Source organism: Rhizobium sp. BK661 (assembly GCF_024808825.1).
Classification (GTDB): Bacteria; Pseudomonadota; Alphaproteobacteria; order Rhizobiales; family Rhizobiaceae; genus Rhizobium.
Window position 1 is genome coordinate 28,312 of the sequence record NZ_JANTYT010000006.1, and the last position, 22,043, is coordinate 50,354.

General features: G+C 61.3%; 21 protein-coding genes. 7 read left to right on the plus strand and 14 right to left on the minus strand.

Annotated features, from left to right (window positions below; genetic code table 11):
* Window positions 1-26 precede the first annotated feature (26 nt).
* Together FHX16_RS14495 and FHX16_RS14500 are read right to left on the minus strand one after the other, a co-directional pair.
* Window positions 27-1,904, minus strand: coding sequence for an ABC transporter ATP-binding protein/permease (locus FHX16_RS14495; RefSeq protein WP_183859433.1), 1,878 nt, complete (start codon window positions 1,902-1,904; stop codon window positions 27-29).
* 203 nt (window positions 1,905-2,107) lie between these two features.
* Complete coding sequence (locus FHX16_RS14500; protein ID WP_183859431.1) at window positions 2,108-4,105, minus strand: LysM peptidoglycan-binding domain-containing protein; 1,998 nt, start codon at window positions 4,103-4,105, stop codon at window positions 2,108-2,110.
* 155 nt (window positions 4,106-4,260) lie between these two features.
* Here FHX16_RS14500 and FHX16_RS14505 point away from each other — a divergent pair, with 155 nt between their 5' ends.
* Complete coding sequence (locus tag FHX16_RS14505) at window positions 4,261-4,887, plus strand: TIGR00730 family Rossman fold protein (RefSeq protein WP_183751610.1); 627 nt, start codon at window positions 4,261-4,263, stop codon at window positions 4,885-4,887.
* 84 nt (window positions 4,888-4,971) lie between these two features.
* On the opposite strand, the gene rarD is transcribed toward FHX16_RS14505, so the two are convergent.
* Window positions 4,972-5,886 (minus strand): EamA family transporter RarD, encoded by a 915-nt coding sequence (rarD, locus tag FHX16_RS14510; RefSeq protein ID WP_183751608.1) that lies wholly within the window; start codon window positions 5,884-5,886, stop codon window positions 4,972-4,974.
* Between the two features lie 105 nt (window positions 5,887-5,991).
* On the opposite strand from rarD, the gene FHX16_RS14515 reads away from it, so the two are divergent.
* The gene (locus FHX16_RS14515; RefSeq protein WP_183859429.1) at window positions 5,992-6,858 is read left to right on the plus strand and encodes a protein-L-isoaspartate O-methyltransferase; all 867 of its coding nucleotides are present in this window, start codon (window positions 5,992-5,994) and stop codon (window positions 6,856-6,858) included.
* Window positions 6,859-6,861: 3 nt separating this feature from the next.
* Here the strand turns inward: FHX16_RS14515 and cimA are convergent, their stop codons facing one another.
* From cimA to cysS, 6 genes are read right to left on the minus strand one after another with little or no spacing between them, the layout of a single operon-like run.
* Complete coding sequence (gene cimA / locus FHX16_RS14520) at window positions 6,862-8,478, minus strand: citramalate synthase (protein ID WP_183859427.1); 1,617 nt, start codon at window positions 8,476-8,478, stop codon at window positions 6,862-6,864.
* Between the two features lie 29 nt (window positions 8,479-8,507).
* Window positions 8,508-9,467: a prolyl aminopeptidase gene (pip, locus tag FHX16_RS14525; protein WP_183751602.1), complete on the minus strand. Its 960-nt coding sequence runs from the start codon at window positions 9,465-9,467 to the stop codon at window positions 8,508-8,510.
* Complete coding sequence (locus FHX16_RS14530) at window positions 9,464-9,940, minus strand: GFA family protein (RefSeq protein ID WP_183751600.1); 477 nt, start codon at window positions 9,938-9,940, stop codon at window positions 9,464-9,466. Before FHX16_RS14530 ends, pip begins: the two co-directional genes overlap by 4 nt.
* The gene (locus FHX16_RS14535; protein WP_183859425.1) at window positions 9,937-10,425 is read right to left on the minus strand and encodes a GFA family protein; all 489 of its coding nucleotides are present in this window, start codon (window positions 10,423-10,425) and stop codon (window positions 9,937-9,939) included. Before FHX16_RS14535 ends, FHX16_RS14530 begins: the two co-directional genes overlap by 4 nt.
* Window positions 10,422-10,898 carry a GFA family protein gene (locus tag FHX16_RS14540; protein ID WP_183859423.1) on the minus strand — a complete coding sequence of 159 codons (477 nt, stop codon included), beginning with the start codon at window positions 10,896-10,898 and terminating at the stop codon, window positions 10,422-10,424. Before FHX16_RS14540 ends, FHX16_RS14535 begins: the two co-directional genes overlap by 4 nt.
* Complete coding sequence (gene cysS / locus FHX16_RS14545) at window positions 10,895-12,286, minus strand: cysteine--tRNA ligase (RefSeq protein ID WP_183859421.1); 1,392 nt, start codon at window positions 12,284-12,286, stop codon at window positions 10,895-10,897. The genes FHX16_RS14540 and cysS overlap by 4 nt, the downstream gene beginning before the upstream one ends.
* A 353-nt stretch (window positions 12,287-12,639) precedes the next feature.
* Here cysS and FHX16_RS14550 point away from each other — a divergent pair, with 353 nt between their 5' ends.
* Window positions 12,640-13,386 (plus strand): GH25 family lysozyme, encoded by a 747-nt coding sequence (locus FHX16_RS14550; protein ID WP_405049285.1) that lies wholly within the window; start codon window positions 12,640-12,642, stop codon window positions 13,384-13,386.
* 7 nt (window positions 13,387-13,393) lie between these two features.
* On the opposite strand, the gene FHX16_RS14555 is transcribed toward FHX16_RS14550, so the two are convergent.
* The 4 genes from FHX16_RS14555 to radA form a co-directional block, all read right to left on the minus strand.
* On the minus strand, window positions 13,394-14,134 hold the full coding sequence (locus FHX16_RS14555; protein ID WP_183859419.1) for an SDR family NAD(P)-dependent oxidoreductase: 741 nt from the start codon (window positions 14,132-14,134) through the stop codon (window positions 13,394-13,396).
* Window positions 14,135-14,213: 79 nt separating this feature from the next.
* The gene (purF, locus tag FHX16_RS14560) at window positions 14,214-15,704 is read right to left on the minus strand and encodes an amidophosphoribosyltransferase (protein ID WP_183859417.1); all 1,491 of its coding nucleotides are present in this window, start codon (window positions 15,702-15,704) and stop codon (window positions 14,214-14,216) included.
* A 171-nt stretch (window positions 15,705-15,875) separates the two neighbouring features.
* Window positions 15,876-16,499 (minus strand): CvpA family protein, encoded by a 624-nt coding sequence (locus tag FHX16_RS14565; protein WP_183859415.1) that lies wholly within the window; start codon window positions 16,497-16,499, stop codon window positions 15,876-15,878.
* A 93-nt stretch (window positions 16,500-16,592) separates the two neighbouring features.
* Complete coding sequence (gene radA, locus FHX16_RS14570) at window positions 16,593-17,996, minus strand: DNA repair protein RadA (RefSeq protein WP_183859414.1); 1,404 nt, start codon at window positions 17,994-17,996, stop codon at window positions 16,593-16,595.
* Between the two features lie 152 nt (window positions 17,997-18,148).
* On the opposite strand from radA, the gene FHX16_RS14575 reads away from it, so the two are divergent.
* The gene (locus FHX16_RS14575; protein WP_183751584.1) at window positions 18,149-18,784 is read left to right on the plus strand and encodes a LysE family translocator; all 636 of its coding nucleotides are present in this window, start codon (window positions 18,149-18,151) and stop codon (window positions 18,782-18,784) included.
* A gap of 5 nt (window positions 18,785-18,789) precedes the next feature.
* Here FHX16_RS14575 and alr read toward each other — a convergent pair whose 3' ends face one another.
* Complete coding sequence (gene alr, locus FHX16_RS14580; protein WP_183859412.1) at window positions 18,790-19,956, minus strand: alanine racemase; 1,167 nt, start codon at window positions 19,954-19,956, stop codon at window positions 18,790-18,792.
* A 179-nt stretch (window positions 19,957-20,135) separates the two neighbouring features.
* Between alr and FHX16_RS14585 the strand changes: the two genes are divergently transcribed.
* The 3 genes from FHX16_RS14585 (at window position 20,136) to FHX16_RS14595 (ending at window position 22,032) form a co-directional block, all read left to right on the plus strand.
* On the plus strand, window positions 20,136-20,957 hold the full coding sequence (locus FHX16_RS14585) for an AraC family transcriptional regulator (RefSeq protein WP_183860713.1): 822 nt from the start codon (window positions 20,136-20,138) through the stop codon (window positions 20,955-20,957).
* Window positions 20,958-21,028: 71 nt separating this feature from the next.
* On the plus strand, window positions 21,029-21,733 hold the full coding sequence (locus FHX16_RS14590; RefSeq protein WP_183751580.1) for an AzlC family ABC transporter permease: 705 nt from the start codon (window positions 21,029-21,031) through the stop codon (window positions 21,731-21,733).
* Window positions 21,730-22,032, plus strand: a complete 303-nt coding sequence (locus tag FHX16_RS14595; protein WP_183751578.1) for an AzlD family protein — start codon at window positions 21,730-21,732, stop codon at window positions 22,030-22,032. Before FHX16_RS14590 ends, FHX16_RS14595 begins: the two co-directional genes overlap by 4 nt.
* The last annotated feature ends 11 nt before the right edge of the window (window positions 22,033-22,043 follow it).

The following is a 22,043-nucleotide window of genomic DNA, read 5'->3' on the forward strand; positions in this document are numbered from 1 at the left end:
AACAGTAAAGCAGTCGAATTGCCAGGCTAGTTCGCGGGCGCAAGCCTGTTCACGATACCCAAATCGTCATTTTCGCGGACCTGCTTCAGGTGCTCTTCGGCCTGCGTGGCCTCACGCTGTCGGTTCCACATCGAGGCGTATAGGCCATTCTTTTGAAGGAGTTCTGCGTGGGTGCCGCGTTCAGCAATCTCGCCGCTCTTCAGAACGATGATCTCGTCGGCGCCGATGACTGTCGACAGGCGGTGGGCGATGACCAGCGTCGTGCGGTTCTTCGATACCACATCGAGCGCGGTCTGGATGTCTCGCTCGGTCGTGGTGTCTAGGGCAGAAGTGGCCTCGTCGAGGATGAGAATCGGTGGCGCCTTCAGGACCGTTCGCGCGATTGCGACGCGCTGCTTTTCGCCGCCGGACAGCTTCAGGCCGCGCTCGCCGACCCTGGTGTCAAAGCCTTCCGGCAACAGATCGATGAAGTGAGCGATCTGCGCGATTTCGGCGGCAGTCTTTACCTCTGCGTCGCTGGCGGATGGGCGACCGTAGCGGATGTTGTAGGCAACCGTATCGTTGAAAAGGACGGTATCCTGCGGAACCATGCCGATCGCCGATCGCAAGCTCTTCTGCGTCACCGCCCTGACATCCTGGCCGTCAACGGAGACCGAACCGCTCTGGATATCGTAGAAACGATAGAGCAGACGCGACAATGTCGATTTTCCCGCCCCAGACGGGCCGACAACTGCGACGGTCTTGCCGGCCGGCACCTCGAAGGAAATGCCTTTGAGGATCGGTCGGGCGGGGTCGTAGGAAAAATGCACGTCCTTGAAGGAGATGGCGCCTTGCTTGATATCCAGGGGGGCGGCATCGGGTGCGTCTTTCACCTCGGCCTTGACTTCAAGGAGATCGAACATCTGCTCGATGTCGGTCAGCCCCTGGCGAATTTCGCGATAGACGAAGCCAATGAAGTTCAGCGGGACGGAGAGCTGCAGCAACATTGCGTTAACGAAGACGAAATCGCCGACTGTCTGTTCGCCGCGTTGGACCGCGAGGGCTGACAGGATCAACATGACAGTCGTTCCCAGACCGAAGATTACGCCCTGGCCGAAGTTCAGCCAGCCGAGCGAAGTCCAGACGTCAGTCGCCGCTTTCTCATAGCGCTCCATCGACCTGTCGAAGCGCCGGGCCTCCATCTCCTCGTTGCCGAAGTACTTGACCGTCTCGAAGTTGAGGAGAGAGTCGATCGCCTTGGTGTTGGCGTCGGTGTCGCTGTCGTTCATCGTGCGGCGGATGGCGATGCGCCAGTCGCTGGCCCGGATCGTGAACCAGATGTAGGCCCAGACTGTGAACGCGGTGACGGCGAGGTAGGAAAACCCATAGCCCCACCAGAAGATGATGGCGGTCAGCAGGAATTCGATCAGCGTCGGAACGGAGTTGAGGATCGTGAAGCGGACGATGGTCTCGATCCCTTTCGTGCCCCGCTCGATGACCCGCGACAATCCACCGGTCTTTCGTTCCAGGTGAAAGCGCAGTGACAGTTCGTGCATATGCACGAACGTCTTGTAGGCCAACTGCCGGACGGCGTGTTGTCCGACGCTGGCAAAGAGTGCATCGCGTAACTGGTTCAGACCGAGTTGGAGGAGGCGCGTGACGTTGTAGGCGATCACTAACGCCGTCGCCCCGACGAAAAGGTCCGGCACTTTCCCGGCGAGGTCCATCCTGCCGTTCAGCGCATCCGTAGACCACTTGAAGAAATAGGGAACGAGCAGCAGGACGAACTTGGAGACAAGCAGATAGACCGACGCCCAGACGACGCGCATCTTGAGATCGGTACGACCGGTCGGCCACATGTAGGGCCAGAGATTGAACAGCGTCCGCAGCAGGTTGGAATCAGAGACTGTTTTGCCGTTTGCCATGCGAATCTCCCGCCGAAAGGCGCTGATGGCGCTGCGTTGCCGACAAATTTGGGAGCGGCGGAAATGCCGAAAGGCTTCGCCGGACATGATCGTCGTCACCGCCATATAGGGGTTGGCGGGAGCAATACAACAGATCGACGCCAGAGGAAAAGAGCGGCCGGACGTGATCTCCGTCCGGCCGCTCTTTTTATTGTATCAGCGTACTAGAGATGTTCGCCGGACATCCGCTTCCGGTGAAGCTCTTCTGCGTTAGGCAGGGCATCCTTCGGAAGCCCGAAGATCTGGCCCGGCAGGATACGGTCCGGGTTGGTGATCTTGTCCTCGTTGGCGACGTAGATGGTCGTATAGCGAACGCCGGCGCCGTAGATACGTCGAGAAATCTGCCAGAGCGTATCGCCGCGGCGGATAATGACTGTCTCGTTACTCGGAGCAAGCGGCGCCTGCTCGATCGTCGTCGGCTCGCCCTGACCGCTTGTGACTTCGTTCGTCGCGGGCGCACTTGGCACCAGCGCAGGGCTCGTCAATTGCGCGATATCAGTACCGAGCTGGGCCAACGCAGCGCCAACCGATTTCGCATCCTTCGGCAAGGCCTGTACCGTCTTCAGTGCCCCTGCAGCGGTTTGTGCTGCGGTGGACGCTTGTTGCTTGAACTCAGCAGTCGCATCGGCTGCGGGGCGGAATTCTGTGATGGCGCGCAGGGCGAACTCGTTGGCGGAGCGGGCGGCGGCAAGCTGCTCCGCGCCTGGTATCTTGCCGTCGGCGAACAGTCCGCTCAGCAGAGAGAAGGCCTTGGCGGCGTCGCTTTTCAGCTTTCCAAGTGCGCTTTCATCGAGTGGCACCGTCGCGGGTAAGGCTGCGGGTGTTGAGCCGGCGCCCTGCGCCGCAACCGTCACCTGATTTCCTTCCGGACGGTTGAAATTGACGGAGGCGCGAACAGCGACCTTGCCGGCGTCATCGAGAACGTCCACGCGAATCTTGTGATCGCCGACGGAAAGCGGCATGACGCCATCGACGACGAAATGACCATCTGGACCGGCCTTTGCCTTGCCGATCATCTTGTCGTCCGCGTAGGCAATCACATTTGCCAACGGCTTTGCCATGCCAGCGACAAAGATCTTATCGCCTTCGATCTCGACGGCGTTGACCATGACATCAGCGGCCGCAGCAGGGCCGGGTTGTGCACCGGCAGCTGCTGGCGCATTCGCAACATCTGTCGAACTCGGTGTCTGGGCCGGAGCTGCAGGCTGATCCGACGGCGCAACATTGCCATTGGAGGCAACCTGGGCGTCTGGCTTGGGTGCCGTGATGATGCGGCTCGCAGTTCCTGGTTTGGAGACCATCGCCAGCAGTTCGGAGCTCTTGCCGTCCTTCGGAACGGAAACGGTGGCAACCTCTTCAGATGTCGACGCTTTGCCGTCCTTGCCGGTGGCTCGGAGGACGAGTTGATGATCGCCGGCGGCAAGCGGATTGTCCAGCACCGCAGCAAAATCGCCGGTCGGGCCGACGTTGGTGGTGGTGACGACCGTGTCGCCGTCGACGATTTCAAGCTTGCTGTTCGGCTCGGCCGAGCCGGCTATGACGGTAGAACCGTCCGGCTCGACGCGTAGCACGTCGAACGTCGGAAGGTTGCTCGCATTTTCGGTTGGGGTAGCCGCCGGCGACGGCTGGCTCGCCGCCGTGCCAGTTTCCGTGGAGCCGGTCAGCGTCGCCTCAGCTTTTGCAACCGCCATTGCCGCATCGGCAGTGTTTTCCGGCAAGGCCTTGATGATGGTCAGAGCCTTGGCGGCGCCATCCTTGGCCTTGGTGGCGGCAGCCGCCGTGACCGGATTCGTGCCATCCGGGATCGCGAGATCTGCAAGAGTCTGGAGAGACGTGGTCGCCTTCGATTTAGCTGCTTCGAAAACTTCCTGGGTCGGGCCCTTGCCGTCAGCAAAGAGCGCCTTAAGTTCCGAAATCGACTGGCCCGCTTCCGAAGCAAGGCGCCCGACTGTCTGTGTCGTGGCGGCGTCGTCTGGAGCTGCGGGGCGGGATGTCTTTGCCGATTCGGTGACCGTCTTCTTCACCTCGGAGCCGGCCTGGTTGATTGCGTCACCAACTTTTGCGGCGTCTCCGCCGATGCGGGGCATGACGAAAAATACCATCAAAAGAATTGCGACTACAAGCACTGCAAGAGCCAGCAAGCCGGCACGGTTTCTCATCATCACGTCTCCCCAGGCGGCAATCTTGCCGGACTTCCTAAAATTGCTAGCGATTCCCGCTGCTTTGCACAAGCAGTCAAAGTAGCCGGGCAAATGTAAGAGACAGGTTTTCCGTCATTTTTCTTGACTGGAGCCAGAGAGAATAGTTGTTTGCCCGTATGACAGATCAATCTCATTCCATTCGCTCCATTTGTGTCTATTGCGGCTCGCGACCGGGCAGCGATCCTCGCCACATGGCCGCTGGCCGTACGCTGGGTAAGGAAATCGCCGAGTATGGCCTACGCCTCATCTATGGCGGAGGCACCAAAGGCATCATGGGGGCTGTGGCGAGCGGCGTGCTTTCGAACGGGGGCCAGGTAACCGGGATCATTCCGGAGTTCCTGATCGACATGGAGGCTACGCGCCATTCCCTCGGCCAGCTCAATGAGTTGATTGTAACCCCTGACATGCATACGCGCAAACATGCGATGTTCGAGCGTTCGGACGCATTCGTGGCGCTGCCCGGCGGCATAGGCACGCTGGAGGAGATCGTCGAGATCATGACATGGGCACAGCTCGGCCGTCATGAGAAGCCGATGGTATTCGCCAACATCGGCGGCTTCTGGGATCCGATGATGGAGCTGTTGCGGCATATGACGGACGAAGGCTTCGTTCACACCGCCCATCGCGTCCAGCCGCTTGTCATCGACGACATTTCGGAAATCATCCCCGGCATCATGGCGCAAGCTGCCGAGATCGCCTCTGTCGATCGCGACGGCGAAGATGCGGTGATCTCAAAGATGTAGGGCGCCACCGGGGCGAGGGACCAGCGTCCCGTCGATTCTGACGTTAGAACGGTATTTTGGTTCGCTCGCCCGTTCGGTCGCCCCTTAGCGCTCCCTGCTGCCGCGCAGCATCGCCCAGCTATAGAGAACGAGGCCGGCCCAGATCAGCGGGAAGGCGATCATGCGCGCCGTGCCGAGCGGCTCGTGGAAAATGAAGATCGCGATGAGGAAGATCATCGTCGGCGCGATGTACTGCATGATCCCAATCGTCGATAGACGCAGCAGCTTGGCGCCGTTCGCGTAGATCATGAGCGGCACGGCGGTGACGACACCGCAGCCGAGCAACAGCACCGTATCCGCCAGACCCGTGCGGTAGAGGTGCCCTTCGCCCGTACCAAGCTCGAGATAGAGTATGTAGAAGAATGCCGGAATGCTGAGGATCAGCACTTCAAGAAAGAAGCCCTGGTTCGGACCAAGCGGCAAGGTCTTGCGGAACAGCGCGTATAGACCCCAGGAGATCGTCAGCGTCAGCGACACCCACGGTAGGCCGCCGCTATCGAGTGCCAGTACAACCACCGCAAGACCGGCGAGCACGATGGCCGCGATCTGTAGTGGTTGCAGCCGCTCCTTCAGCACGACGGCGCCGAGGAAGATGCTGAACAGCGGATTGATGAAGTAGCCGAGTGCGGCGTCGAGCGAATGGCCGGTGCCGATCGCCCAGACATAGGTTCCCCAGTTCACCGTGATCAGCGATGCGGTCAGAGCCGCCATCGCCAGCATCCGCGGCGACCGCAAGGCCGTGCGGATGTCCTGCGTACGGCCGAGCACGATGAGCACGAGGCCTGCCAGCGGCAGCGACCAGAGAATGCGATGCGCGATGACCTCGGCCGGAGAAATATGGGCCACGGCCTTCATGTAGATCGGCAGGAAACCCCAGAGGAGATAGGCCGTTAGTGCAAAGGCGAAGCCGCGTGGACTGTCTTCATTCTTGGCGACCGGAGCGCTTGCATTGGCGGACATCGAGTGTTTCCATATTTGTTCTTTACGGATCCGCTTAACCTAACGGACGTGAATAGGCCAATTCATTTCGGTGAATGGATGCCGGCCTTCACGCTGGTGAGGACCATGGACGACGAGGCTCTTGCGAACAGCCGCAGGGCATTTGCCACCCAGGTGCTTTCGAAGGAAGGCGTGCTCAGTGACGAGGCGTTGCTGCGAGCCTTTGCGACAGTGCCGCGCGAGCGGTTTCTTGGACCGCCGCCGTGGAAAATGGCGGGGTGGGGCGGTTATGTCGACATTGCCTCGGACGATCCCGCAGCTGTATATCAGGATGCACTGTTTGCGCTTCAGCATCGGCGGCACATCAACAACGGTAGCCCGAGCCTTCACGCCCGGGGGATACACAAGCTGGCGCTCTGCGAGGGGGACACCGTTTGCCACGTAGGCGCCGGCAGCGGTTACTATACCGCGATCCTGTCTCTGCTCGTTGGCAGTAGCGGCCATGTGACCGCCGTGGAGTTTGATGCCGAGCTGGCGACGCGGGCAGAAGAAAATCTCCGCGCCTATCCGAACGTTCGTGTCGTCCACGGCGACGGGCTCGAATGGCCGCGCGAGCCCACAGACGCCGTCTACGTGAATTTCGCCATCCACTTTCTCGTTGACGCCTGGGTGGAGCGGTTGCGTGTCGGTGGCCGGCTCATCCTGCCGCTCGGTGTTCCCGATGTCGACGCGAGAGGGCCGACGGGGCTTGCTTCCTATGCCGGATTCTTCCTGTTCCGGCGCGAGGAACATGGTTACGCAGCCGAGTATCTCTGCCCAGTTGCGTTTGTCTGGGGAGAAGCCGTGAAGCGCGCGCTCGATAGCTACAGGCGACTGGAAGCCGCCTTCTACAAGGGTGGCATGGATCAGGTTCGCGCGCTTCGCTGGAAAGGCCCGCGACAGGGCAAGGAATGGTATTCAGAAGTCGATTGGGGCCTTGTCTTCGGTGCGTGAAACCTACTCGGCGGCAATCTTGCCGGCCAGCTGGCGGTTCTTCATCAGCTTGTAGATCACCGAATCCATCAGCGCCTGGAACGACGCGTCGATGATGTTTTCGGAGACGCCGACCGTCCACCAGCGAACGCCGTCGCTGTCCGTGGATTCGATCAGAACGCGGGTTATGGCTTCGGTACCGCCGTTGAGGATACGCACCTTGAAGTCCGCCAGCACAAGATCGTCGATTTCGTGTTGGTACTTGCCGAAATCCTTGCGCAGCGCAAGGTCAAGCGCGTTGACCGGACCGTCGCCTTCGGCAACCGACATGATCGTTTGCCCGTCAATGACGATCTTCACGACCGCTTCCGAGACGATCTTCACACGGCCGTGGGAATCGAAGCGGCGCTCGACCATGACGCGGAAGCCATCGACCGAGAAAAATTCCGGGATGGTTCCGAGTGTGCGGCGGGCCAGAAGCTCGAAGCTCGCATCGGCGCCTTCGTAGGCATAGCCGGACGCCTCGCGATCCTTGACCAGCGCAATAAGATGGTCGAGCTTCGGGTCGTCCTTGCCGACCTCGATGCCACGCCGCTTCAAGGCGTTGATGAAGTTCGCCTTGCCGCCCTGGTCGGAGACCATGACCTTGCGGAAATTACCGACGCTGTCAGGCGCCACGTGCTCGTAAGTGCGGGGATCTTTCAGCAGAGCGGAAGCATGAATGCCGGCCTTGGTCGCGAAAGCGGAGGCGCCCACATACGGCATCTGGTGATCGGGCGAGCGGTTCAGAAGCTCGTCGAACGCATGCGACAACCGCGTCAGGTTGGTCAGCCGGTCGTTGTCGATCGTAGTCTCGAAGCGTTGCGCGTAGGTTTCCTTGAGCGCCAGCGTCGGGATCAGAGTCACGAGATTGGCATTGCCGCAGCGCTCACCGATCCCGTTCAACGTGCCCTGGATCTGGCGCACACCGGCCTCAACAGCCGCGAGCGAATTGGCCACCGCCTGGCCGGTATCGTTATGGGCATGAATCCCGAGACAGTTTCCCGGAACGCCAGCGGCGACTAGCGCTTCGATGATCGCACGGATCTCCGGCGGCTGAGTGCCGCCATTGGTATCGCAGAGCACGACCCAGCGCGCACCCGCTTCATAAGCCGTCCTTGCACAGTCGATAGCATACGCGGGATTTGCCTTGTAGCCGTCGAAGAAATGCTCGCAATCGACCATGGCTTCCTTGCCGGCGGCGACGCAGGCCTTGACGCTTTCGGCAATGCTTTCGAGGTTTTCCTCGTTGGTACAGCCGAGCGCGACCTTTACGTGGTAATCCCAGCTTTTGGCGACAAAACAGATTGCGTCGCTCTTGGCCTGCAGCAGGCTGGCCAGGCCGGGATCGTTCGAAGCCGAGATGCCCGCGCGCTTCGTCATCCCGAAGGCAACGAAGCGAGCCTGTGTCGTGCGCTTCTCACTGAAAAAAGCGGTATCGGTCGGATTGGCGCCGGGATAGCCACCTTCGACATAATCAAGGCCGAACTCATCCAGCATGCTCGCAATCGCAATCTTGTCCTCGACGGAGAAGTCGATGCCGGGCGTCTGCTGCCCGTCGCGGAGCGTCGTGTCGAAGAGGTAGATCTTTTCGCGAGTCATGATGGTGGTCCTGTCAGCCTTGCGGCCTGTTATTGCTTTCCGGCGAACTTGTCCGTGGCGCGGATGAGCCTGTCGAGGATGCCGGGCTCAGAATAGGCATGGCCGGCGCCCTCGATCAGATGAAACTCGGCCGTTGGCCAGGCCTTGTGCAGCAGCCAGGCATATTTGGCCGGGCAGGGCATGTCGTAGCGGCCATGCACTATGACGCCGGGAATGTCCTTCAGCTTGTAGGCATCGCGCAGCAGCTGGCCTTCGTCCATCCAGCCGGCATTGACGAAGAAATGGTTCTCTATCCGGGAAAAGGCATAGGCGAAGTCGGCGTCCTCGAACTTGCCGCTGGTGGACTTCTCCGGCAGCAGAGTGATCGTCTCGCCTTCCCAAATGCTCCATGCTTGCGCAGCTTCAAGGGCAACTGCCCGGTCAGCGCCGGTCAGCCGGCGATTGTAGGCCAGCATCATCTCATGGCGCTCCTCCGGCGGGATCGGCGCGATGAAGCGCTCCCACTTGTCGGGGAACATCTCGGACACGCCGAACTGATAGTACCAGTCGAGCTCGGCCTTGGTGAGCGTGTAGATGCCGCGCACAACCAGCTCTGACACGCGCTCCGGGTGCGTCTCGGCATATGCAAGCGCCAGCGTCGAACCCCAGGAGCCACCGAACACCTGCCACTTTTCAACACCCGCCATCTCGCGCAGCCGCTCGATGTCGGCGACGAGATGCCAGGTGGTGTTGGCGTTGAGATCGGCGTATGGCATGGACTTGCCGCAGCCGCGCTGGTCGAACAGCAGCACATCGTAGAGAGCGGGATCGAACAGACGGCGGTGGCTCGGCGAGAAACCGCCGCCCGGTCCGCCGTGCAGGAACACCGCCGGCTTTGCACCCGGTGTGCCCGAACGCTCCCAATAGATCTTGTGGCCGTCACCGACATCGAGGTGACCCGAGGCGTAGGGTTCGATTTCAGGATAGAGGGTACGGAGCACTTCAGTCATATTTTGACGCCTTTGGCTGGCCAGATTGCAGTATCGTGATCGGGGTGCTGGAAGGAGATGATCTTCTCCTGCTGCGAGTAATAATCCGGATCTTGGTGGACAGGTTGGTCGAAGATCGTCTCGACCCATGGAATGCGTGCGTCGTAGTTGACCTGGATCTGCGGCGCCAGGTCGGTTCGATCGTCGAACGTACCGATTGCCAGCTCGAGGCCCCCCGGGTGGCGGTAGGTCATCGGCGTGCCGCAGTCCTTGCAGAAGCCACGCTCGATGTTGATGGAAGACTGGAAATAGCTTGGCTCACCTCGCGTCCACTCCATGCCTTCCTCAGGCGTTGTCACTAGCGCGGAAAAGAAGCCGCCGAACTGCTTCTGGCACATGCGGCAATGGCAGATCGAAGGGCGGCCAAGCTTGCCGCTGATACGGAATCTGACTGCGCCACACTGGCAGCCGCCGGTTCGAATAGGTTCGCTCATGCTGAGGCTCCGGTTGGCCAATGGGCTGTGTCGTGGTCGGGGTGCTGGTGATTGCTGGCGGCAATCGCGTTCTCGCGATCGGGCGTTTCCGGTTCCGGTTCGACGGGCAGAGCGTCGAGCTCGTGAAACCAACTCATCCTGCGTCCTGTGTTCGATTGCATCACCGGCTTGACGCTATCAGGATCGTCCAGTGAACCGAGCACGAGGTTGATGAAGTCCGCGTCCGGAACATCATAGAAAAGCGGTGTCCCACAGTCGGCACAAAAGCCGCGGCGAACGATATCGGACGAATGAAACCACTTTGGCTCGCCGCGCGTCAGGGCAAAATCCCGTCGTTTGACGGCGGCCAGCGGCATGAAGTAGTTCCCGGCCGCTTTCTGGCACATGCGGCAGTGGCAAAGGTGCGGATAGTCGAGCTCGCCAACGGCCCGGTAGCGAACCGCGCCGCATTGGCAACCTCCGCTCAGAGCCGCAACCGTTGTCACGAGTCTCTCTCCTCAGGCCAGGTGGTCGTGTCGTGGTCCGGATGCTGGTAGGAGACGATGTCGTGCAGGAAGGGCGCAGTCTCGGCGTCCTCGTCGGTCTCGCGAGCAGGCAAGTCGCGCAGGCGATCGACGAAATCGATCTTGCGCTCGGTGCCGAACTGGATGACAGGCGGAAGCGCGGAAGGGTCGTCGAAGGCACCCGCCGCCACCGCCACTCCATCCGGCGCTTCGTAGGTCAAAGGCGTGCCGCAATCCGCGCAGAAACCGCGCTGGACGAGGTTGGAGGAGCGAAAAAGCTTGCGCTCGCCACGCGTCCACTCGAATTCGGCACCGCGAACGGAAACCAGCGGCGCGTAATAGGCTCCGAAAGCCTTCTGGCACATGCGGCAATGACAGATGGACGAATCCTTGAGCGTCCCGCGAACGCGGAAGCGGATCGCGCCGCACTGGCATCCACCGGTGTAGGTGGTCATCTCTTCACCTCCCACTTGGTCACGCGTTCGCCGCTCGCCGCATCCTTGCCGTCCTTGAGCTGGATGCCCTCTGCAAGCAGCGTGTCGCGGATCTTGTCGGCCTCTGCGAAGTTCTTCGCCTTCAGCAGTTCCAGCCGCGCTTTGACGCGGCGGTCGATCTCGATGGCAACCGCTTCGTCGATCTCCGCCATTTCGGGCAGGACGCCGAGCAGGGCGGCACTGGCTGCGAATGTGGCGTGATTGCCTGATTGGGCAAGCGCGTGCAATGCCTGGATTGCCGCCACCGTGTTGAGGTCGTCGGCCAGGGCATTGACCACGGCGGCGTCCGGCTGCGCGCCTGCCGCATCCGCCGCCGGCCATTTGGCGAGCAGGCGTTCGGCTTCCTCGAGCCGCTTGACCGAGAAATCGATCGGCTCGCGATAATGGGTCATGAGCATCGCAAGACGCAGCACATCGCCCGGCCATTGGCGGCCGCCGAACTTCTGGGTGTGCAGCAGCTCGTAGATGGTGACGAAATTGCCTTCGGACTTCGACATCTTGCGGCCTTCGACCTGCAGGAAGCCGTTGTGCATCCAGACATTCGCCATGACCTTGGTGCCATGCGCGCAACGCGACTGGGCGATCTCGTTCTCGTGGTGCGGAAAGATCAGGTCCAAACCGCCGCCATGAATGTCGAAGACTTCGCCGAGATAGCGTTCGCTCATGGCCGAGCACTCGATGTGCCAGCCTGGACGGCCGCGGCCCCAGGGGCTTTCCCAGCCGGGCTCGTTGTCGCTTGAGAGCTTCCACAACACGAAATCGCCGGGGTTCTTCTTGTGCGCGTCGACGGCGATGCGGGCGCCGGCCTGCTGTTCGTCGAGATTGCGCTTCGACAGCTGGCCGTAATCGACCATCGATTTCGTGTCGAACAGCACTTCGCCCGATGCCTGGTAGGCATGGCCGTTGGCGATCAGCCTTTCGATGATCTCGATCATCTTGGCAATATTGTCGGTCGCGCGCGGCTGGACCGAGGGCTCAAGGCAGCCGAGCGCCTTGGCGTCGTCGAGGAACTGCTTCTCGGTCTTCTGCGTCACCGCGCGGATCGCATCATTGAGCGGCAGCGCGGGATAGTCGCGCAAAGCACGTGCGTTGATCTTGTCGTCGACGTCGGTGATGTTGCGCGCATAGGTGACGTGCTCGCCGCCGTATACATGGTTCAACAACCGGAAGAGCACGTCGAAGACGATGACCGGGCGTGCGTTGCCGATGTGGGCGAAGTCGTAGACAGTCGGACCGCAGACATACATGCGGACGTTCTGCGGATCGATCGGCGCAAAGGCCGTCTTTTCGCGCGTCAGCGTGTTGTAAAGCTTCAGTTCCGGCTTCTTAGTGTCTGGCGCGCCGGCCATGTCTACTCTCCCAAATGCAATGATCCGAAAAAAACTCTACCACCGGCGGGCCGGGGCGTTTCTCATCTTGGACTTTTCAGGAGACGAAAACGGCCAGGCCAGCGAGCGCGCTAGCGAATAATCTTCCGGCAGATAATGCAGATAACCGTTTTCATGGCGGGTTTTATGGCGCGCCAACGGGGTTTGGTCAAGGGGGTGAGGAGCGGTCCGGCGCCAGTCCGAGCAATCGATCCAGTGAATCGATTGCAGCGCCGAACGCCCGAAGCGGAAGTGAAGGGCCGGGCCGGTGCCAATCGCACGAGCCCCACAAAATTCTGCTACAACGCGCTAGGAAACTGAGGAAGCTCCCTGACGTGAAAAACCTCAATCGAATGGTCCTCGCAGCGATGATTCTAGCTGTCGCGGTCGCATCCTATCTGGCATACGATCGCGCCATGGCACCATTCGCTTCCCCGACGCTCGCGGACTATCCCATACAGGGTATCGACATCAGCCATCATCAAGGCGCCATCGACTGGCAAGCCCTGGCGCGTCAGCAGACCGTCCGTTTCGCGATCATGAAGGCGACGGAGGGCGGCGACCACCGCGACAAGCGCTTTGCGGAAAACTGGAAGGCCGCGAAAGACGCAGGCATCGTGCGCGGTGCCTATCACTTCTTCACCTTCTGCCGCCCCGGCCGCGATCAGGCGCGCAATCTGATCGAAACGGTGCCGGTCGAAGCGGATGCGCTGCCGATCGCGATTGATCTCGAATTCACCGGCAATTGCGGCAAGGTGCCGACATCAGACGAACTGAGCCTGGAAATCAGAGCCTTCTTCGACGAACTGAATGGGGCCTATCCAGGCAAGCCGATCTTCTATTTGAACCAGCAATTCTTCGAGCAGTACATCAAGGGAAACGAGACGCGCTTCCCCGATCACTATCTCTGGCTGCGCAGTATCGCGCAGGAGCCCCACCAGAACGATTGCGGTGACTGGTCAATCTGGCAGTTCGCCGACAACGGCAGGCTCGAGGGCATTCAAGGCCCCGTTGACCTCAACGCGTTGTGCCCATCGGAAACAGGTTTCGCGCACCTGTTCCCGGTTTTGACGGCCAACTGACGCAGGCTTATTCCGGCAGGCGGTAGTCGACCAGCTTGTTCTCGCGCACGATGAAGAGCTTGCCGGTCTCGGTCACATCGGGGCCGACCAGCGGCAGGATCGCCTTGGCGACTTCGGAGGGATGCGGCAGCGTTTCGGGATCTTCACCAGGAACGGCCTGGGCCCGCATGGCAGTGCGGGTCGCGCCCGGATCGACGCTGGTGATACGGAGCGGCGTGCGCTGCGTTTCGCCGGCCCAGGTGCGGGCAAGCGCCTCGACGGCAGCCTTGGACGCGGAGTAGGGACCCCAGAACGGACGACACTTGTGCGCAGCGCCGGACGAGAGAATGACGGCGCGGCCGGCATCCGAGCGCGACAGCAGCGGATCGACTGAGCGGATCAGCCGCCACGTCGCGGTCACGTTGATATTCATCACCTTCTCGAAGGTCTTTGCTTCGACATGACCGATCGGCGAGATCACGCCGAGCACACCGGCATTGGCGACGAGAATGTCGAGCTTGCCCCAGCGCTCGAAGATCGAGGCGCCCAGAGCATCGATCGCGTTCATGTCGGCAAGGTCGAAAGGAACGAGGGTTGCCGAGCCGCCGACCGCCTTGATGGCGTCGTCGAGATCCTCAAGGCCGCCTACGGTGCGGGCGCAGGCAATCACATGTGCCCCGGCCTTTGCCAGTTCCAGCGCCGTGAAATAGCCGATGCCGCGGGAGGCGCCGGTGACGAGCGCGATCTTGCCTTCAAGGTTCAGTGTCATGGTCCCCTGGTTCCCCCGTAGCTGAAAAAGCAAGGGGCGCAATAAGCGCCCCTTGGTCAAATGTCAAAGCCAATGGCAATCAGCCGTTGGTCGCCAGCAAGGAAACCTTGCGGCCCATCGTCTCGCCGTCCTTGTCGAGGAGGCGGGTCGGGTAGTCGCCGGTGAAGTAGTGGTCGGTGAACTGCGGACGGGCATCGTTGCGATCCTCGCCGCCGACGGCGCGATAAAGGCCGTTGATCGACAGGAACTCCAGGGAGTCCGCGCCGATGTATTTGCACATGGCTTCGAGGCTGTCGTACTGGTTGGCCAGCAGCTTCTCGCGATCCGGCGTGTCGATACCGTAGAAGTCAGGATAGTAGATCATCGGGCTTGCGACGCGCAGGTGCACTTCCTTGGCGCCGGCATCGCGGATCATCTGCACGATCTTCAATGAGGTTGTGCCGCGCACGACCGAATCATCGACGAGCACGACGCGCTTGCCTTCGATCATTGCCCGGTTGGCGGAGTGCTTGAGCTTGACGCCGAATGCACGGATCTGCTGCGTCGGCTCGATGAAGGTGCGGCCGACATAGTGGTTGCGGATGATGCCGTATTCGAACGGAATGCCGCTTTCCTGCGCATAGCCGAGGGCGGCCGGCGTGCCGCCATCCGGAACAGGAACGACGACGTCGGCGTCGACGGGGGCTTCCTTGGCAAGGTTGATACCCATGTTCTTGCGAGCCACGTAAACGCTGCGGCCGCCGACGACCGAGTCCGGGCGGGCGAAATAGACATATTCGAACAGGCAGAGGCGCTCCGGCTGGCCGTTGCCGGCCTTGCGCGCGTCGATCGTGATCGAACCGTCAGGCTGGATCTCGCAGATGATGACTTCACCGTTCTCGACGTCGCGGATAAACTTCGCGCCGATGATGTCGAGTGCACAGGTTTCCGAAGCGAAGATCGGCTTGCCGTCGAGTTCACCCATGACAAGCGGACGGATGCCGGTGGGGTCGCGTGCGGCGATCAGCTTCGTGCGCGTCATGGCGAGCATCGAATAGCCGCCTTCCATCTGGCGGATCGCGTCGATGAAGCGGTCGGCCGTGGAGGTGTAGCGCGAGCGGGCGATGAGGTGGAGAACGACTTCCGTATCGGAGGTCGACTGACAGATGGCGCCGCCTGCGATCAACTGGCGACGCAGCGTCAGGCCGTTGGTGAAGTTGCCGTTGTGGGCAATAGCGATACCGCCGACTTCAAGTTCCGCAAAGAGCGGCTGCACGTTGCGGAGCGCGACTTCGCCTGTTGTGGAATAGCGATTGTGGCCGATCGAGATATTGCCGGGGAGGCGGGCGAGGGTGGTCGGATTGGTATAGTGATCGCCGACCAGGCCCATATGCCGCTCGGAGTGGAAGCGCAGTCCGTCGAAAGAGACGATACCGGCTGCTTCCTGCCCGCGATGCTGAAGGGCATGCAGGCCGAGCGCCGTCAGGGTCGACGCATCGTCATGGCCAAGGATACCGAAGACGCCGCATTCTTCGTGGAGCGTGTCTCCATCGAATTCGTCATTGAGCGTCAAGGAATGAGACTGGTTCATCGATGCGGGCCTTTGCTCTCACAAGAATGGATCGGCTTTCCATAGCATGACGCCGTGATCATGCGCTTTAAACGGCTGAGGCCCGGCAGAGCGGATGCCCGGCCGGACCTTTATTCACGTTCCGCTCAAATGGCAATTGCCAGGTGGCGGGTCAAGCTGTTGAACACTGCGTCAATTAGACGGCTGCTGTGCACCATTCGCAGGGGCGGGCGTTGCGTCTTCGGCTGGCGCCTGGTCCGATGCGGGCGCGTCGCCGCTCTCAGTATTGCCGCCCTGCGGCTGAATTTTGTCCATAACGTTCGCCCGTACCATCTGCGCGAATTCCGCTGGCAGCACGGACTGCAACTTGACGACCATCGAGTCCAGGAACGGCTTCGACTTGGCGTTGTTAACCCAGGCCGGGCCGTGATCCGCCACGAGCCAGTTCCAGAAGGCGACGGCGACGACGAGAAGAAGTATGCCCCTAGCCGCGCCGAAGAGAAAGCCCAAAGTGCGGTCCAGAGCGCCGATCCGGCTGTCGATGATGAAGTCCGCGATCTTCATGGTGATGAAGGAGATCACGATCAGTGCGATCAGGAACACCACCGCGGCTGAACCGACGATCGCAATGCGGTCGTCATCGGTGTACTTCTTCGCGTAGGGAACCAGATACGGATAGAAATAGTAGGCGGCGGCTGCCGAGCCGCCCCAGCTTGCGATCGAAAGAACTTCGCGGGAGAAGCCGCGGACCATTGCAAGTACGGCGGAGAAAAGAACGACGCCGATGACAATACCGTCGAAAATCGTAATGGGCATATAAATTCAACTCCAGGACCGCCGTTTATCTACGGCTTGGTCGCGCCTCATTGCGTGCTTCCTATAACATCACCGATGCTGGCGATGAAAGGATCAAACCTCTTCTTCCACACGTCGCAGTGCGCCTTTTGACCCGGCAATACGTGCAACCAGGTCCGGAAGGCTCTCGATCTCGTTCCAGCGACCGCCGGAACCCTTTGGCAGGTCGGCTGACGCCGAGGGAAGCAGCGCGGCAGAAAAGCCCAGCTTCTCGGCTTCTTTGAGGCGCTGGGACGTCTGTGAAACCGGCCGGACGGCGCCCGACAGGCTGACTTCGCCGAAATAGACACAATTGGCCGGTAGGGCAATACCAGCCAACGACGAAACCAGGGCCGAGGCGACGGCGAGATCGGCGGCCGGCTCGGAGATACGATAACCGCCTGCGATGTTCAGATAGACGTCGTGCTGCCCGAGCCGAACGCCGCAATGGGCCTCAAGTACGGCGAGGATCATCGACAGACGCGCCGAATCCCAGCCGACGACGGCACGGCGGGGCGTGCCGAGCGATGTCGGCGCGACGAGCGCCTGCACTTCCACCAGGATCGGGCGTGTGCCTTCCATTCCGGCAAAGACGGCAGCTCCCGGCGATTTCTCGTTGCGCTCGCCAAGGAATAGCTCGGATGGATTGGCGACCTCGCGCAGCCCCTTGTCCGACATCTCGAAGACACCGATCTCGTCGGTCGGCCCGAAACGGTTCTTGACCGTACGCAGGATGCGGTAGTGATGGCCGCGATCGCCTTCGAAGTAGAGCACGGCATCGACCATATGCTCGACGACACGCGGACCTGCGATCTGCCCGTCCTTGGTGACGTGGCCGACGAGAACCATGGCAGCCCCTGTCTGCTTGGCGAAACGGATCATCGACTGGACACCGGTGCGGACCTGCGTCACGGTTCCGGGCGCGGATTCAGCCAGTTCGCTCCAGAGCGTCTGGATGGAATCGATGATGACGAGATCCGGCCGCTTGCCTTCGGCCACCGTCGCCAGAATGTCCTCGACGTTGGTTTCCGCGGCGAGCAGCACGTCTGTATCGGCAGCCTGCAGGCGCTGCGCCCGCAACCGCACCTGAGCAACCGCCTCTTCACCCGAGACGTAGATGATCCGATGGCCGCGGCGAGAAAGTGCCGCCGCCCCTTGCATCAGCAGCGTCGATTTGCCGATGCCGGGATCGCCGCCGATCAGCACCGCCGAGCCGCGCACGAAGCCGCCGCCAAGCGCCCGGTCCAGTTCGGAAATGCCGGTGTGGATGCGCGGCGCTTCCTCGATTTCGCCTGACAGCGTCGTCAAGGTGACCGGCCGCCCCTTTTTTGGCGTCTTGGTCGGCCCGCCGCCAATGCCGCCCATCGGGTCTTCTTCGACGATGGTGTTCCACTCGCCGCAATTGTCGCACTTGCCGGCCCAGCGGTTATGGACCGCGCCGCAGCTCTGGCAGATGAAGTGTGTCCTGGCCTTCGCCATCGGGTCATGCTTTCGGTTGGATGGTCGCCAGCGCGCCGCATCGAATCACTTTGATTGCTCAAATAATCATTCGCGGCACTGATCAAAACTAATGATTTCCCTATAAGGGGCGACGGTGGCACTTGTTCTCCACTGTATTGGAGATCCCGACGATGCTGGACTACTCGCTCGCGCACTGGATCGCGTTCTTGACCGCGGCGGTTCTACTGAACCTGTCGCCCGGTCCGGACATGGCTTTCATTCTCGGCCACACCGTCAAAAGCGGGACGAGGACCGGCTTTGCCGCCCTGTTCGGTATCTGGACCGGCGCCAGCCTGCATGTAGCAATGGCAGCATTTGGTCTCTCGGCGATCCTCGCCGCTTCGGCGGTAGCCTTCTCTGCCGTGAAGTGGGTCGGCGCGATCTACCTCGTCTGGCTCGGCATTCAGGCTCTGCGCTCGAAGGGCGATGGCGGCCTGGTCAATGCTGCAAAGGACGTCCTGCCCTGGAGCCGCGTCTACAGGCAGGGCATCCTCGTTTCGCTGCTGAACCCGAAGGTCGCGATCTTCTTCCTAGCCTTCCTGCCGCAATTCGTGGTCGAGGGCGCCGGGCCGACCTGGCTGCAGCTGGCGGTCCACGGCGTCCTGATCATTGTCGTCGCAGCCTTCATCGAGCCGCCGCTCATCCTCGCCGGAGGGCGCCTTGCCGATCTCGTCAAGCGCAAGAGAAGCATCGGCCTGTGGCTCGATCGCGGCCTTGGTGCGCTGCTGGTGGCGCTCGGCGTGCGGCTGGCCCTGACCACCCGCTGAGAGCCTCACTCGTCTTCGAAGAGATACCGGCGCTCGTGGCGAAGGCCAATGCTGGTCAGGATCTCGTAGCCTATCGTCCCCGCCGACCGAGCGACGTCGTCGACAAGCACGTTTTTTCCGAACAGTTCGACGTAATCGCCTGCGCGCACTGCATTTTCCGGAAGATCGCTGACGTCGAAAATCGTCAGGTCCATGGTGATGCGGCCGGCAACGGGCACCTTCTGTCCGGCCACGAAGCCGTGACCTCCCTGCGGCACCGTTTGACGCAGCGGCACACCCCCGCTCGATTGGCTACGCAGGTAGCCATCGGCATAACCGGCCGACACGACGGCGAGCTTGCTGTTGCGGGTCAGTTGCAAGGCGCGGCCGTAGCCGACGGACTCGCCTGCCTTGGCCGAGCGCACCTGAATGACACGTGCCTCGGCGGTCACCACCGGACGCATCGGGTTTGCCATGCCATTGACGGCTTCGCCGCCGTAGAGCGCGATGCCGGGGCGGGTGAGATCGAAGTGATAGTCGCTGCCAAGAAAGATGCCGCCCGATGCCGCAAGGCTTGAATCGATGCCTTCATAGGCGGCGCTAACCTGCCGGAATGATTCAAGCTGTTGCCTGTTCATGTCAGAGGAATGGTCGTCGCTGCAGGCGAGATGGCTCATGACAAGCACCGGCGCAAAACTTGCCGGGCGTGAGACGTCATCGGCGAGCGCCATGGCCTCGTGCATGGAAAGGCCCAGCCTGTTGAAGCCCGTATCGACATTGAGCGCACAGGGGTAATCGCCGTAATCGGCAAGAACCGCCATCCAGAAGGCGAGCTGCTCTTCCGATGAAATCACCGGCACGAGGTCGTTTTCGAACAGGCGCCGCTCGGTGCCGGGCCAGACACCCGAGAGGACGAAAATGCGGGCGTCAGGCGCATAAGGCCGAAGCGTCACGCCTTCATCGACCGTAGCGACGAAGAAATCGCGTGCGCCGGCCATGAAGAGCGCTTCACCGGCGTCTTCGATCCCGGTACCGTAGGCATCTGCCTTCACGACGGCGGCAGCACGGGCCTTGCCGGAGCGTCGCGCCATGTCCTTCCAGTTTTCGGTGAGTGCCTTCAGATCGACGGTCAGGCGCAAACCGGCCGAATCGAATGGGTCTTGATCTTCGAAACTATCAACAAAATCAGTCATCGTGCTTCACAAAAGAGGGGAGAGTGCTTGTCGCACGGCAGTCTAAGGATCAATAAGGCAAAGTGAAAGCAGGCCAAGGAGATATCGGCGCGGCGATCACTTTTGTTCAAGACGCAGGGTAGCGCCGGCGATAGATTGGTTCGATGGAAAATGTATCGCAGAAAGAGGCGGCCGACGCGATGCCGCTTGCAGGCGCCGAGCGGACTCGCTTCTGGCGTGATCGGCGATTTCGCAATATGGAGTGTCTGAGCGCAAGTTTCCTGACGCATGAATATGCGCCTCACGCCCACGACACCTTCAGTATCGGCGCGATCGAGAGCGGCACGCAGATCGCGACGATGAAGGGCGTTCGGGAGGAGACAGGCGCCGGCGATCTCTATCTCATCGATCCCGGCGTCGTGCATGACGGCGTGCCGGGCGGTGAGGGATATCGTTACCGGATGATCTATCCCGACACAAAGCTGTTCGTCGATATCCTCGAAGACGTCACCGGCAAGGCCTTCAACGCCACACCCTCCTTCCCGAAGGAACTCCTCAACGATCCCGAGATGGCCGCCGCCTTCCATGCCGCCCATCGTGTGCTGGAGAGCGGCGCCGGAGCGCTGGAATCAGAGGAAGGGATGTTCCGCGTGCTGGCTGCGATCTTCCAGCGCTATGGCAGCACGATCGTGACACCGGTTGACACCAAGGAGCGCTCCGCAGTCGGTCGCGCCCGTGACTACCTGACCGACAATTTCGACAGCGACATCGGCCTTGACGAACTGGCCGAGGTCGCAGGCTTGAGCCGCGCGCACCTCATCCGGGCCTTCCGCCGGGAATATCACATCACGCCGCATGCCTTTCTGACTGACAAGCGGGTGCGTGAAGCGCGCAAACTGTTGCGTGACGGCAAGGCGCCGGCCGATGTTGCAATCCAGTGCGGCTTTGCTGATCAGGCGCACTTCACCCGTCACTTCAAGGCGCGAACCGGCGTTACGCCGGGACAGTATCGCGCCCGCTGATCACTTTCGTTCAATACGGTCGCGGCTGGGCGGCTTAACACCTCCGAATTCTAGCAGTTGTGGAGGTTCCAATGCTCACTCAAAGGCGACCCATCGGCGATTTCCTTGCCGGCTCGCGGGCAATCCTGCCGCTCGTCGTCGCCGTCATTCCGATCGGTCTCGTCTTCGGTGCGGTTTCGGCAACGAAAGGCCTGTCGGCCCTGGAGGCGACCTTGATGAGCGCGCTCGTCTTCGCTGGCGGCTCACAGTTCATCGCCATGGATATCTGGACGCATCCGGCAAGCTGGGCCGGGGTCGGCTTTGCCGCGCTGCTCGTCAACATTCGCCACGTCCTGATGAGTGCGTCCCTTGGCACGAAGATGCAAGGTTTCTCCGGCCTGCGGAAATATGCCGCCATGCTGTTTCTGGCCGACGAGATATGGGCGATCGCGGAATTCCGTGCGGGCGTGGCGCGCCTGACGCCTTCGTGGTTCGCCGGCATCGCTATGCCTTTCTATTTTGCCTGGGTCGGGTCCACGTTGATCGGCGCCTCTCTTGGCGCGTTCCTCGGCGATCCAGCCGCCATCGGGCTCGACTTCGCTTTTCCCGCCGTCTTTGTTGTGCTGGCAATGGGGTTTTGGAAAGGCCGCGAAACCGGTTCGGTGCTGGCTGCCAGTGCTCTGGCCGCCGTCCTGGTGCACCAGTTCATCCCCGGTGTCTGGTACATTGCTGCCGGAGCCCTTGCCGGGCTTGCGGCAGCGCTTTTGACTGGCAAGACAAAGGCAGTGACCGCATGACTCTGGATATCTACACCCTTGCTGCGATCCTCACCATGGCGGCCGCAACAATACTGACCCGTATGAGCGGTCTGCTCCTCATTCGCCATGTCGAAATGACCGAGCAAACCCGAACGGCCATCGAGGCGATACCGCCTGCGGTACTGATGGCGGTGATCGCGCCAACCGCCTTTGCGACAGGTTGGGCCGAAACGGCAGCCTGCTTTGTCACGGCGCTCGCAGCGCGTCGCCTGCCGATGCTCGCAAGCGTTGCCGTCGGGGTGGCAACCGTTGCGATCTTGCGAGCAGCCGGCCTGTAGTCCGCGATGGA